Origin of the sequence: Microbacterium sp. TPD7012, from assembly GCF_003075395.1 — a bacterium.
Classification (GTDB): Bacteria; Actinomycetota; Actinomycetes; order Actinomycetales; family Microbacteriaceae; genus Microbacterium.
Map to the genome: position 1 here is coordinate 81,514 of NZ_QDFV01000005.1, position 13,720 is coordinate 95,233.

11 protein-coding genes are annotated in these 13,720 nt (G+C 69.6%); 1 reads left to right on the forward strand and 10 read right to left on the reverse strand.

What is annotated here, in order from left to right; all coding sequences use genetic code 11:
- Positions 1-63 precede the first annotated feature (63 nt).
- Positions 64-2,697, forward strand: coding sequence for a DEAD/DEAH box helicase (locus tag DC434_RS14660; RefSeq protein ID WP_116636051.1), 2,634 nt, complete (start codon positions 64-66; stop codon positions 2,695-2,697).
- On the opposite strand, the gene DC434_RS14665 is transcribed toward DC434_RS14660, so the two are convergent.
- The 10 genes from DC434_RS14665 to DC434_RS14710 all read right to left on the reverse strand — a co-directional run bounded on the left by DC434_RS14665 (position 2,694) and on the right by DC434_RS14710 (position 13,694).
- Positions 2,694-4,169, reverse strand: a complete 1,476-nt coding sequence (locus tag DC434_RS14665) for an amidohydrolase family protein (RefSeq protein WP_116636052.1) — start codon at positions 4,167-4,169, stop codon at positions 2,694-2,696. The two genes, DC434_RS14660 and DC434_RS14665, sit on opposite strands and share 4 nt — an antisense overlap.
- A 10-nt stretch (positions 4,170-4,179) precedes the next feature.
- Positions 4,180-5,208, reverse strand: a complete 1,029-nt coding sequence (locus DC434_RS14670; protein WP_116636053.1) for an ornithine cyclodeaminase — start codon at positions 5,206-5,208, stop codon at positions 4,180-4,182.
- Positions 5,205-5,843 (reverse strand): FMN-binding negative transcriptional regulator, encoded by a 639-nt coding sequence (locus DC434_RS14675; protein WP_116636054.1) that lies wholly within the window; start codon positions 5,841-5,843, stop codon positions 5,205-5,207. The genes DC434_RS14670 and DC434_RS14675 overlap by 4 nt, the downstream gene beginning before the upstream one ends.
- A complete protein-coding gene (locus tag DC434_RS14680) occupies positions 5,843-7,486 on the reverse strand; it encodes an ABC transporter ATP-binding protein (RefSeq protein WP_116636055.1) in 1,644 nt (547 codons plus the stop codon). Before DC434_RS14680 ends, DC434_RS14675 begins: the two co-directional genes overlap by 1 nt.
- 3 nt (positions 7,487-7,489) lie before the next feature.
- On the reverse strand, positions 7,490-8,002 hold the full coding sequence (locus DC434_RS14685) for a MarR family transcriptional regulator (protein WP_116636056.1): 513 nt from the start codon (positions 8,000-8,002) through the stop codon (positions 7,490-7,492).
- A gap of 40 nt (positions 8,003-8,042) precedes the next feature.
- Positions 8,043-8,969 (reverse strand): ABC transporter permease, encoded by a 927-nt coding sequence (locus DC434_RS14690; RefSeq protein WP_165808086.1) that lies wholly within the window; start codon positions 8,967-8,969, stop codon positions 8,043-8,045.
- Positions 8,962-9,894: an ABC transporter permease gene (locus tag DC434_RS14695; RefSeq protein WP_116636058.1), complete on the reverse strand. Its 933-nt coding sequence runs from the start codon at positions 9,892-9,894 to the stop codon at positions 8,962-8,964. The genes DC434_RS14690 and DC434_RS14695 overlap by 8 nt, the downstream gene beginning before the upstream one ends.
- Positions 9,879-11,285: a M14 family zinc carboxypeptidase gene (locus tag DC434_RS14700; RefSeq protein WP_116636059.1), complete on the reverse strand. Its 1,407-nt coding sequence runs from the start codon at positions 11,283-11,285 to the stop codon at positions 9,879-9,881. Before DC434_RS14700 ends, DC434_RS14695 begins: the two co-directional genes overlap by 16 nt.
- A 25-nt stretch (positions 11,286-11,310) precedes the next feature.
- On the reverse strand, positions 11,311-12,921 hold the full coding sequence (locus tag DC434_RS14705; RefSeq protein WP_116636060.1) for an ABC transporter substrate-binding protein: 1,611 nt from the start codon (positions 12,919-12,921) through the stop codon (positions 11,311-11,313).
- 221 nt (positions 12,922-13,142) lie between these two features.
- Positions 13,143-13,694, reverse strand: a complete 552-nt coding sequence (locus DC434_RS14710) for a GNAT family N-acetyltransferase (protein ID WP_116636061.1) — start codon at positions 13,692-13,694, stop codon at positions 13,143-13,145.
- Between the last annotated feature and the right edge of the window lie 26 nt (positions 13,695-13,720).

Below are 13,720 nucleotides of genomic sequence, written 5' to 3' on the forward strand. Positions count from 1 at the left end.
TCTTGCTGAATTGTGAACGGCCTTCGGCGATGACGGGCGCGCCCGGTAGGGGATGATCGAAGGATGCTCCTCGACTCCCTGCCGGACAGCGCCGACCCGGATGCCGTCTACCTGGCGTTCGTCGAGTGGGCGGAGTCGACCGGCATCCGCCTGTACCCCGCCCAGGACGAGGCGGTCATCGAGATCGTCTCGGGCAACAACCTGATCCTCTCGACGCCAACCGGGACCGGGAAGTCGCTCGTCGCGGTCGGTGCGCATTTCTCGGCCCTCGTATCGGGACGCCGCAGCTTCTACACCGCGCCGATCAAGGCCCTCGTGAGCGAGAAGTTCTTCGCCCTCGTCGACGTCTTCGGCGCCGAGAACGTGGGCATGATCACCGGTGACTCCTCGGTGAACGCGGATGCCCCGATCATCTGCTGCACCGCCGAGATCCTGGCGAACCTCGCGCTGCGTCAGGGCTCCGACATGAACGTCGGCCAGGTCGTGATGGACGAGTTCCACTTCTACGCCGATCCGGAGCGCGGCTGGGCGTGGCAGGTGCCGCTGCTGGACCTTCCGCAGGCGCAGTTCATCCTGATGTCGGCCACTCTCGGCGATGTGACCGCGCTCGCCGCCGACCTCACCCGGCGCACCCACCGCGAGACGGCATCCGTCACGGGCGTCGAGCGGCCCGTCCCGTTGCACTTCTTCTACGAGACCACGCCGATCCACGAGACGATCGACGATCTGCTGAACACCGGCCAGGCGCCGATCTACGTCGTGCACTTCTCGCAGGCGGCCGCGATGGAGCGCGCGCAGGCCCTGTCGAGCACCAAGGTCGCGACGCGCGAGCAGCGCGATCGGATCGCCGACCTCATCGGAGAGTTCCGGTTCACGACCGCATTCGGCAAGACTCTGTCGCGGTTCCTCCGCGCGGGAATCGGCGTGCACCACGCCGGAATGCTGCCGAAGTACCGGCGCCTCGTCGAGCAGCTCGCCCAGCGCGGGCTCCTCCGCGTCATCTGCGGCACCGACACCCTCGGTGTCGGCATCAACGTGCCGATCCGCACCGTGCTGCTCACGGCGCTGACGAAGTTCGACGGCACCCGGATGCGGCAGCTGAACGCCCGCGAGTTCCACCAGATCGCCGGCCGAGCAGGGCGCGCGGGCTTCGACACCGCCGGCACCGTCGTCGCACAGGCACCCGAGCACGAGAGCGAGAACGTCGCGGCGGTCAAGAAGGCCGGCGACGATCCGAAGAAGAAGCGGAAGATCGTCCGCAAGAAGGCGCCGGACGGCTTCGTGTCGTGGGGCGAGCCGTCGTTCCGGAAGCTCATCGACGCCGTCCCCGAGACGCTGACCTCGCACATGCAGATCACGAGCGCCATGATGCTCAACGTGATCGCCCGTGGCGGCGACGTGTTCGCCAATATGCGCTCGCTGGTATATGACAACCACGAGCCGCGATCTCGCCAGCGAGAACTGGCGATACGCGCGATCGGCATCTACCGCACTCTCCGCGAATCGGGCATCGTCGAGACGTTCGACGCTTCGACGGGCTCCGCGTCCCAGGGCGGCTCGAAGGGCGTCAGGCTCACGGTCGACCTGCAGCCGAACTTCGCCCTGAACCAGCCTCTGTCGCCCTTCGCGCTGGCGGCGTTCGAGCTGCTCGACCCGGACGCTTCGACAGGCTCAGCGACCCAGGGAACGGGCACAGGCTCAGCGACCCAGGGAACGGGCACAGGCTCAGCGACCCAGGGTGGGGTGGGAACGGGGAACTACGCCCTCGACATGATCTCGATCGTCGAGTCGACGCTCGACGATCCACGGGCCGTGCTGAGTCAGCAGGAGTTCCTCGCTCGCGGCGAGGCGGTGGCCGCGATGAAGTCCGAGGGCATCGAGTACGACGAGCGGATGGAGCTGCTCGAGCAGATCACGTATCCGAAGCCCCTCGACGAGCTCCTCACCGCCGCCTTCGAGACGTTCAGCGCGGCACAGCCCTGGATCCGCGACTTCGAGCTGCACCCGAAGTCCGTGGTCCGCGACATGTACGAGCGAGCCATGTCGTTCGGGGAATATGTCGCGTACTACAAGATCGCCCGTTCCGAGGGCGTCGTGCTCCGGTACCTCTCCGACGCGTATCGCGCCGCCTCGCAGACCATCCCGGAGGAGCTGAAGGACGAGGATCTCCGCGACCTCATCGAGTGGCTGGGAGAGCTCGTGCGCCAGGTCGACTCGAGCCTGCTCGACGAGTGGGAGGAGCTGCGCGCCGGCATCGACAACGGACGCTTCGACGACGGGTCCCCGAGCCTGTCGAAGGGTGACGAGCCGATCGTGCCGCCCGCGCCCAAGCGCCTCACGAGCAACGTGCGCGCCTTCCGCATCCTGGTGCGCAACGAGCTGTTCCGGCGCGTGCAGCTGGCAGCTCGCGAAGACGTGGATGCTCTCGCCGAGCTCGATCCGGCGTTCGGCGCCGACGCCTGGTCGGCTGCGCTCGACGGCTACTTCGACGACCACGACGAGATCCTCACCGGCGCGGACGCCCGCAGCTCGAAGCTCCTGATCCTCGAGCAGGGCAGAGAGCAGTGGACCGCGCGTCAGATCCTCGACGACCCTGCCGGCGACCACGACTGGGGCATCTCTGCGACCGTCGACCTCGCGGCATCCGACGAGGCCGGCGAGGCCGTGCTCACCGTGACCGGGGTGGACCGGCTCTAGATCGTCCGCCAGGTGAAGCGCCCGCCGAGCAGGGTGGCCGCGACCGGCATGTCGCGCAGCCCATCGCGGTCGCTCGCGTACGGGTCGCGATCGACGATCACGAGATCAGCCGGCTGTCCGACGGCGACCGACGAGCGGACGGATGCCGCCAGCGCCACGTCCAGCGGCAGACGCTGCTCCGGATGCCAGGCGTCGCGGTCGCCCCGGCTGCGCGACGTCGCCGCGCTGAGCGAGATCCACGGGTCGAGCGGCGCGACCGGAGCATCCGATCCCAGCCGCAGGGACGCCCCGGCACGATGCAGCGACCCGAACGCGAACGCGCGGCCTGTGCGCCCCGCCCAGTGGTGGTCGGCGACGTCACGGTCGTCCATCGCGTGCTCCGGCTGCACGCTCGCGATCAGCCCCAGCCGCGCGAACCGCGCGAAGTCCTCCTCGCGCACGAGCTGCGCGTGCTCGATCACACCCTTCATGCCGAGCGCCTCGAACGTGTCGAGCACCTCGGTGTTCGCCCGGTCGCCGATAGCATGAACGGCGGCCTCGACCCCCGCGCCCCGCGCGCGCTCCAGCAGACGCCGAAGCTCCGCGATCGGCACGCTCTCCAGACCGCACGCGTGCGGATGCGCCGGGTCCATGGTCGGGTACGGATCCCAGCACCAGGCCGTGCGGGTGTTCAACGACCCGTCCACGATCACCTTGAGGCGTCCGAACCGCACGAGGCCGGCCGTGTCGACGATGTCGCCGGTGCGCAGCCCGCCCGCGATCACGCCCTCCAGCCGGTCGGCCCACACGGCGATGTCCACGCGCAGTGCGTCGACGCCCTGAGCGGTCCGGTCCCGCCAGTCCGTGACATTGTCGGCGTTCTCGTAGTCGACCACGCCGACCACGCCGCGCGCGGCCGCGGCGTCGGCGGCCGCACGATACGCCGAGAGCGGGAGATCACCGGCCTGATCGAACGAGTGCAGCAGATCGATCCACGGTCCCTCGCGCAAGAGCCCGGTCTCGTCGAGGGCCAGGCCGAAGCGGGCTGCGGCCGCGCGGTTCATCCACCCGCAGTGCAGATCGCCGCTGACGAGCACGACGGGAACGTCGGAGACCGCCGCGTCGAGGGCGTCGAGCGAGGCCGGCACGGGCCACAGTCCGTCGCGGAAGCCGTAGCCCATCAGCATCCCGTCGCTGAGCGGGGCCCCGTCGGCGCGGGCGCCGCGCACGGCGTCGAGCACGTCGGCGGCGCTGCGGGTCTCGGTCAGGTCGATGCGGCTGCGGCGGATGACGTGCTGGGTGAAGTGCACATGCGCGTCCCATAGCCCCGGCCCGACCCAGCGGCCTGCGCCGTCGACCGTCTCGCCTTCGGCATCCGTCGTTCCGGCGGGGGTGATCCTCGCGATGACGCCGTCGCGCACGACGAGGTCGATCGGCTCACCGCCGTCGTAGGGGCGGACGTTCTGGAGAGTGAGTGCGGGGGCGTCGGTCATGGTGCTCCGGTCAGGCGACGGGGACGGGGACGGTGGTGAAGCCGAACAGATCCTTGGGATCGTCCGGTGCGGCGACGAGGTCGATCTCGCGGCCCAGGTCGGTGCCGGCGATGCTCGCGCGCAGGTGCCGCAGAGCCGAGAAGTCCTCGATCGCGAACCCGACGGAGTCGAAGATCGTGATCTGCTCCGGCGATGTGCGGCCCGGCGCTGTGCCGGTGAGCACTCGCCAGAACTCGGTCACGGGGAAGTCGGGAGCGACGTTCTGGATCTCGCCCTCGACGCGCGTCTGCGGGGTGTATTCCACGAAGACCGGTCCGCGCTCCAGGATCCGCGGGTCGAGCTCGGTCTTGCCGGGGCAGTCGCCGCCGATCGTGTTGATGTGCACGCCGGGTGCGACGTCGGCATCCGTCAGCACCTGCGCGACCGCTTTGTCCGCCGTGCAGGTCGTGATGACGTCGGCACCCGCAGCCGCCTCGGAGGCCGATGCGCAGACCGCGATCTCGAAGCCGTGCGGGGCGAGGTTGCGCACGAGCTTGGCGGAGGCCGCCTCGTCGACGTCGAAGACGCGGAGCGTGCGGATGCCGAGCACGGCCCGGAACGCGAGCGCCTGGAACTCGGCCTGACTGCCGGCGCCGATCATCGCCATGACCTGCGAGTCGGAGCGGGCCAGGGTTCGGGCGACCATCGCGGACGTCGCGGCGGTGCGGAGTGCGGTGAGCACGGTCATCTCGGCGAGGAACACCGGATACCCGTTGTGCACGTCGGCGAGCACGCCGAACGCGGTCACCGTCTGATAGCCGCGCCCCGGATTGAACGGGTGCCCGTTGACGTACTTGAACGCGTAGAGGTCGGGATCGCTGATCGGCATCAGCTCGATCACGCCGAACGGGGTGTGGTCGGCGACCCGGGGGCTCTTGTGGAACGACTCCCAGCGGCGGAAGTCCTCCTCGATCGTGTCGGCCATCTCGGCCATGATCCGCTCGGCGCCGTGACGTCCGATCCAGGCCACCATGTCGGCCACTCCCACGAACGCGGTCATGCGCCCTGCTCCCTTCCGTGCACGCGCGACATCCGCGCCGCCAGGGCGGGGTTCCGATAGGGGCCCGGTTCGCCGAGCGCATCGATCACGCGGTCGACGACCTCGGCCGGCTTGTCCTGACTCATCTTCTCTTTCGCCTCGAATCGCTCGACGCGCAGTCGGAAGCCGACCGTGCCGTGCACGATACGCTCCGCGTATGCCGCGTTCTCCAGGGTGTGCCGCATCAGGTACGGCTGGGGCAGCACGTTCTCGAAGTGCGCGACGAGCCGGTCGAGCACCTGCAGGTTCTCGTCGTCCGACAGGATCTCGGGTGTGCCGTGCAGGTGCGCCACGGCGAAGTTCCACGTCGGCACGGCGGGCGCGGTGCCGTACCACCCCGGCGAGACGTATCCCTGGGGGCCGTAGACGATCACCATCAGCTCGTGCGCGCCGAGCTCGTGCAGGCGCTCGTCGGGACGGCCGACATGGCTCACGAGCACGATGCCCTCGGCATCCTCCTCGAGCAGCAGCGGGTAGTGCGAGGCGACGAGACCCCTGCCGGGCACGAAGCTGACGATCGTGCCCCAGGGGTTCTCCCGCACGAGCGCGCGCACGGTCTCGACGTCATCGAGGACGTAGTCGGGCGTGTGCCGCATCAGGCACCCGCGATCGCGGCGAGTCGTGCGGCCCGGCGTGCCTGCTGCACGTCGGGGTCCGGCACGGGAGCTGCGGCGAGGAGACGGCGCGTGTACGGATCCTCCGGATGCTCCAGCACCCGCGTGCGTGACCCCGCCTCGACCACGCGGCCGGTGTTGAGCACCATGACGCTGTCGCACAGCTCGTCGATCACCGCGAGATCGTGGCTGATGAACACGCACGCGAACTCGAGCCTCGCCTGCAGCTCGCGGAACACCTCCAGCACCTGCGCCTGCACCGAGACGTCGAGGGCGCTGGTCGGCTCGTCGGCGATGAGCAGCGCGGGGTCGAGCGACACCGCGCGGGCGATCGCGACCCGCTGCCTCTGGCCGCCGGACAGCTCGTGCGGGTAGCGGTCGGCGCGATCGGAGAGCCCGACGGCGTCGAGAAGCTCCTCCACTCGCTCGCTCAGCGCGCGCCCGCGCAGCCCTCGGATGCTCTGCAGGGGCTCCTCGACGCTCTGGCGCGCGGTGTACCTCGGGTTGAGCGACAGGGCCGGATTCTGGAAGACGACCCCCACGCGTCGACGGGTGCGCCGGCGATCGGCCCGCGACGCGGTGCGCATGTCGACGCCCTCGATCCGGATGGTGCCCTCGGTCACGGGAGCCGCGCCGATCACCGCTCGCCCGATCGTGGATTTGCCGCTGCCGGACTCGCCGACCAGCCCGAGGATCTCGCCCTTCTGCACCCGCACGCTCACGCCGTCGACCGCGCGGAACGCGCCCCGCAGACGATTGCCGTAGCTGACCACGAGGTCGTCGATCTCGAGCACTGCGGGGGCCGCGTCCAGCGAGGCGCCCGCGCCACGGGTGCCGATCCTCGGCACGGCGTCGAGCAGCTCGCGGGTGTACCCGGCCGACGGTGTGAGCAGCACGCTGCGGGCGGTGCCCTCCTCGACGCGTTCGCCGTGCCGCATCACCACGACACGGTCGGCGAGCTCCGCCACCACACCCATGTCGTGCGTGATCAGCAGGATCGCGCGGCCCTCCCGTCGCCCGAGCCGGGCGAGCACGTCGAGCACCTCCGCCTGCACCGTCACGTCGAGCGCCGTGGTCGGCTCGTCGGCGATGAGCAGCTGCGGGTCGGATGCCAGGGCCATCGCGATCCCGACCCGCTGGCACTGCCCGCCGGAGAGCTCATGGGGATACTGCTTCATGCGTCGGGCGGGGTCGGGGATGTCGACCAGCTCGAGCAGCTCGATCGCCCGTCGGCGCGCGGCGCGCGTGCTCAGCGACCGATCGTGCGAGCGCACCGCCTCGACCACCTGGAATCCGATCGTGAAGACCGGGTTGAGCGAGGCGACGGGGTCCTGCGAGATCAGGGCGATCTCCGCACCGCGCACCTGCCGCAGCTCGCGCGGGGACAGCCCCAGCAGCTCGCGCCCGTGGAGCTTCACCGATCCGGTGGCCCGTGCTCCGTCGGGCAGCAGGCCGATCACGGACAGCGCGGTGACCGACTTGCCCGAGCCCGACTCCCCCACGACGGCGACGACCTCGCCGGGGGCGACGTCCAGATCGAGACCGTGCACGACCTCGATGGGTGCGCGCGTGCCGAAGGACACCCGCAGGTCGCGCACGCGCAGAACGGCTTCAGTGGAATCCATCGATCACGCTTCGTCCTCGCCCGCGTCGCGGGCGCGCTTGTGCTCATGCCAGTCGGCGAGCATCTTGTGGTGGTAGTCCTGCACCCATTCGAGGTAGTCGCGACCGTTGCGCAGACGCACGGCGGCGTCGGTCTCGGTCGGGCTCAGCCACCGCAGGGCGGTGTCGAGCGAGCGGATCTCCCTGTCGAAGTAGCGGCGCTCGTTGGCGAGGAAGCTGCCCCAGGGGTCCTCCTCGGCCATGAAGTAGTGGTTCCGGTCGCCTGGCAGCGAGTGACGCCGGATGAAGTTCGTGTCGATCAGCCGCCGGGTCGCCATCGACACCGCTCCGGTGCTGGCTCCCAGCGCAGCGGCGAGGTCGGCAGAGGAGATGAAGGGGCGATCCATGATCATCAGGTAGCCGAGCACGCGTCCGTCCATGCGAGACGTTCCGGCCATCTCCCAGATGAGCGAGATCTCCTCGGCGAACTGTCGACGGTACTGCTCGCGCTCGGCGGCTGCGGCGTTGTCCTCGGTCATGTGCTCTTCCCTTCCGGCGGCGTCCCGATCAGCATGCCACTCACCGTCGTTCCCTCGGATCGAAGACGCCGCGCAGCTCCTCGCCGATCGCCACCACGGCGAGCACGGTCAGCGCCAGGAGCACGCTCGGCAGCACGAGCACATGCGGCGACGCCTGGAAGACCCGCGATCCGGCCGCGATCTGCAGGCCCCAGGAGATCGCCGGCGACGACAGCCCGACACCGAGGTAGGTGAGGGTGCTCTCGGCGACGATCACGGCACCGATCGTCAGCGTGGCGAGCAGCAGCACCGGCTGCACGGCGTTGGGCAGCACGTAGCGCCCCACGATGCGTCCGGTGCTCAGCCCCATGGTCCGCGCTGCGAGCACGTGGTCGGCCTTCGCGACCGACCGCACCGACCCGCGCATCAGCCGGGCCATCATGGGCCACCCGAAGATCCCGAGCACCAGCCCGACCGTCAGCACGTTGCGGGCGCCGAGCATGTTGAGCACCACGATCGCGGCGAGCAGGAACGGGAAGCCGAGGAAGACCTCGGTCAGGCGCGAGATGATCCAGTCGGCGATCGAGCCGCCCATCCCGGCGAGCGTGCCGAGCAGCAGCGCGATCGCGAGGGCGATCGCCGTGGCGAGGAAGCCCACCGAGAGCGAGCTCTGCGCGCCGTAGACGGCGTTCGCCCAGATGTCGCAGCCCTGCACGTCGAAACCGAACGGATGCCCGGCGCTCGCGGTTCCCGCGCTGTCGGCGAGGTCGCAGGCCCGGGGGTCGCCATTGCCGAAGAGCCAGGCGAACGGCGACGGAGCCACGGCGAACGCCACGACCACGAGCAGCACGACGGCGGCCATCCAGAAGAGCGGGCGGCGCACCAGCATCCGCCACGCGCCCTCCCGTCGCGCGACGATTGCGATCGCGGTGGTCTTCGGCATCGTGATCTTCGCGGTGCCCGGAGTCGGGTTCTGGGGATCAGGCACGACGGATCCTCGGGTCGAGCATCGCATGGAGGGCGTCCACGATCAGCGAGGTGAGCAGGAAGATGATGATCAGCGCGGTCGAGATGCCGACGACCAACGTCGCCTCGTGGTCCCGGATCGCCAGGAACAGCAGGTTGCCGACGCCGGGGAGGTTGAAGATCCCCTCGATCACCACGGCACCGCCGAGCAGGAACCCGAGGTCCGTCGCGAGGAAGGTGGCGGTGGGGATGAGCGAGTTGCGCATGACGTGGAGACCGATGACCCGGGACTCGCTGATGCCCTTCGAGCGGGCGGTGCGCACGTAGTCGGCGTCGAGGTTCTCGATCATCGACCCGCGCACCAGGCGCGAGACGGATGCCAGCCCGAACAGCGCGATCACGAGCGCCGGCAGCAGGTACGCGAGCGGCCACCCCTCGCGGATGCCGGCGACCGGCAGCCAGTCCAGTCGCACCCCGAACACGATCTGCGCCGTGATGCCGAGCACGAACACCGGGATGCAGCTGAGGCCGATCGAGATCACCAGGAGGCCGCGGTCGATGACCGTGCCGCGCTTGAGCGCCGACACGATGCCGACCGTGAGCCCGAGGACGATCTGGATCGTCCAGGCGGTGAGCGCGAGCGTGATCGTGACCGGCCACCGGGAGGCGAGCTGATCGGCGACGGCCCGTCCGCGCAGATCCACCCCGAGATCGCCGGTGAGCAGGTTGCCGATGTAGTTCGCGTACTGCACGAGCAGGGGCTGATCGAGCAGGTACCGCGCGTTCAGGGCGTCGATGACGGACTGCGGCAGCTGGCGATCGCCGGCCAGGGCACGGATGGGATCGCCCGGCAGGCTGAAGACCGTGAAGTAGATGATGAACGTCACTCCGAAGAAGACGATCGCGAATCCGACCAGTCTCTGCAGCAGCTTCAGTCCGAGGCCCACCGGCTCGCCCCTTCGAGCTGTGCGTGCGCGGCGAGGATCGCGCCGTACTGCACGCCGACCACGGCGCTCAGCGGCAGCGGTCGGGAGCTCCCCGCCTGGAGGGCGCCCTCGAGCCAGCCGTCGAACAGGTCCTGGGCCTCGACGGCCGCGCGGCGCAGCTCGGGCGCCGCGGTCCCCGCCTCGACCTCGGCGCGCAGCGCCCGCACCAGCATCCCGCCCCAGCGCAGGCGATGCAGGCGCACGAGGCCGGACAGCGCCTCGACCTCGGAGACGGTCGCGAATCGGTCGGACTCCTGGGCGGCGCGGGCGACGTTCTCCTCCCCGGCGGCGGTCGCGGCGGGGGCGAACACCCGGGCGGCGCGCAGCAGCGGGGTGTCCAGGCGCAGGAAGGGCGTGACCCGGTCGACGAGCGCGGTGAGCCGGGTGCCCGTCTCCTGCAGCGCCTCACCGGACTCGCGCAGCACCTCGCGGTAGAGCGTCTCGGTCGGGGTGGTGTCGTCGGCGAGCGGGTCGCTGAACTGCGGCAGCTCGGCGATCAGCGAGAGCGTGCCGTACTTCTGCGCATACGAGGTCGAGGCGTCGCCGGCGGAACCCGGCGGGTAGGGATCGAGTCCGTAGGCCTCGGTCCAGTCGTACGCGTCCTGCAGCGTGCCCATCTCGTAGATGGCCGGCGCGAGGACGGTGAAGTGCGCGCCCTCGGCCTCCCCCGTGTGCAGCGGCACGCCGAGGGCTGCGGGCAGCGCGTGCAGCAGCGGATACAGGGCGGGAACCGCACGCGAGAGATAGAAGTACGCGCCCCCGCCCTCGCTGTTGTGCAGCGGGACGTACAGGTCGGGCTTGGCGGTGTCGATCGCGCGGGCAAGGGCCTGGGTCTCGGGCATCATCGCGTCGAAGTACGCCTTCTTGTACGAGAACGGGAAGGTCCACTCGACCTGCTCGTCCGGCGCCGGGCGGTAGAACTCCCGCGCGTACCGCTCGCGGTCCGAGGGGTCGGCGAACCAGCCCTCGTTGAGCCGCATGCCGTCGGGGTCCGCGCACGGCACGATGTGCCAGGTGGTGTCGAGCTGCGCGCGGAACGCGGCATCCGACGTCAGCTGTTCTGTCAGGTGCAGGATCGTCAGCGAGCCGATCGGCTCGTTCGGGTGCACACCGCCCACGATGAGCGCCGAGCGCGCGCCGTCGCCGATCGAGTAGAGCGAGATCGGCTCGCCGAGGCGGCTGGTGCCGATCCGCTGCACGCTGATCAGTGTCGGATGCTGCGCGCGGAACGACTCCATCTGCTCGTTGAGCGCGTCGACGGTGGGGAAAGAGGTGTGGTCCGGTGCCGCGCCGGCACGACGGAGGATGTCCTCCGTCGTGCCGGCGGTCGGTGCCGCTGCGGAATCGTGCACGGGGTGTAATTCTCTCTGGATCGGATCAGGATGCCGCGGAGGCGGTGACGACCTTGGTCAGGTCGACGCTTCCGGACACCGTGTACAGCTCGGAGATGCGATCCGAGGTGACGTACAGGTAGCGGTTGCCGAAGAGCGGCACCGTGGGGAAGTCCTGGAGGATGCGCTCCTGCACCTTCACGTACCCCTCGGAGGACTCCTCGAACGTGTCGGCCGCGTTGGCCTCCGCGAGGAGGGCGTCGACCTCGGGGTTCGAGTAGCCGCCGGATCCGAAGTTGCCTTCGCCTGTCGCCGTGTACACGGCCGTCAGCGTGTTCTGCTGGCTCGGGTACAGCGCACCCCAGCGGGCACGGAACGGCCCGTTGACCTCATGGGCGCCGACGCTGTCGACGAACGCGGCGAAGTCGACCGACGGGGTCGCGACGACGCTCTCGATGCCGAGGTTCTGGCGCAGCTGGTTCGCGATCGCCTCGAACAGGTCGTCCTGACCCCAGTTCGCGATGTAGTGCACGGCCAGCTCGCCGTCGAAGCCGCCGGCCTCCTCGAGCAGCGCCTGCGCGGCCTCGGGGTCGAACTCGCAGTACTCGCCGCAGACGCCCTCCGGATCGCCGGGCATGCTCGGCGCGGTGAGCGAGGTCGCGGGAACCTGGGAGCCGCCGAAGATCGCGTCGTTGATCGCCTCGCGGTCGATGGCCATCGAGATCGCCTGACGGATGCGCGGATCGGCGAAGCGCGGGTCCGTCAGATCGAAGCCGAGGAAGTCGACACCGGGTGCGTCGAGTTCGTAGACGTGCTCGCCGAAGTCGGTGCGCGCCTGGGCGACCTGCGATCCGGCGATGGCGACGATGTCGACCTCGCCGGCCAGGGCGTCGGTGTAGGCGGTCGCTGTGTCGAGATAGGGCACGAAGGTCACGGCGCCGATGTTCGGCTCCGTGCCCGCGTAGTCCTCGTAGGCGACGGCCTCGATCGGGTCGGTGTCCGACCAGCCGTCGACGAGGGCGAACGGACCGTTCCCGACGGGTGCCTCCTCCCAGGCGGCGATGTCGGCGAGCGCCTCGGACGGGAGCGGGTAGAGGCCGGTCTGTCCTGCGGTGAGCTGCAGCGGGAACTGACGGTCCGGTGCGTCGAGCTCGACGGTGAACGTGAGGTCGTCGACGACGGTGAGACCTGCGAGTTCGGTCGCGGTCGGCTCAGCTCCCTCGGCGGGGTTGAGGTCGGCGTACCCGACGACCCCGGCGAGCTGTGCGCCGTTCACCCAGGCGTTCGGGCCGTATGCGGCATGGTTCCAGGTGTCGACATAGTCCTGAGCGGTGACCGGAGTCCCGTCGTGGAACGTCCAGCCGTCGCGAAGCGTGATCGTCCACAGCTTCGCGTCGTCCGACTCGACGGACTCGGCCGCGACGTAGGTGATCTCTCCCGCGTCGTCGATCGCGGTGAGCGGGGAGAACATCGCGATGACGATGTTGTACGACGTGAACTGGTTGGCCGGGACGAGGCTGTCGGGCTTCTCGACCGCGAAGCGGACCGGATCGGCGTCACCGCTGTCGTCCGCGTCCGGCGACGACGCGGAGCAACCCGCGAGCGACAGAGCCAGGACCGCGGAAGCGGCGATCATCAGTCTTGCAGTGCTGTGCATAACTCCTCCTTGAGCCACACCTGACGGGTGCCGCATCGAGTGTGGGCTGGCTCGTTCCTGCGGGCTTTCGCAGGGCTTTCCAGCACCGTAGATCGCGGCACTTCAACAATCAATGAAACTTCAGTAGAAATTGAAAGTTGTAATAGGAGTGAAACAGGAGGGACTCACGCACGCAACAGAGGGAGCGCTCCGTTACCGAAACGTGACAGCCGATGAGGAGCTCAGATCACCGGCCGGTCGATCCGCGAGACCACGTGCAGCGGCTCGTCGATCGGGTTGTCCGGCTCCATGTCGCCCTCGCCCACGCGGCGGAATCCCGCCTTCTCCAGCGCGCGCCACGACCCGACGTTCCCGGCGACGACCGGCACGATGATCGCCGGAGCATCCGGGTACGAGAGCCAGGTCTCGGCGACCACGGCGCGGATGAGAGCTGTACCGAGGCCGCGCCCGGTGTTCCCGAGATCCGCGATCAGGTAGTCGATCGTCACCGCGTGCTCGGGGACGTCGACGATCGCCGAGAGCTCCTCGAGATCCTCGGCGTAGTCCGCGATTCGCGAGCGCTGCACCAGCGCCGCGGGCACGCCGTCGAACGATACGAGCAGATCCTCCCCGGCCTCCTCGCCCCGCGTGCCAGGGCCGAAGTCGCGCGCCACACCCTCCGGCGAGAAGTCGTGATGCCAGTACCGGTGCACGTGCGGCCGCGACAGCCAGTCCGCGAGCAGCGCGAAGTCGCTCTCGACGACGGGACGCCAGGTGATCTGCGGGGTGACCATCCGCCCATGATCCCAGGGGAACGCCG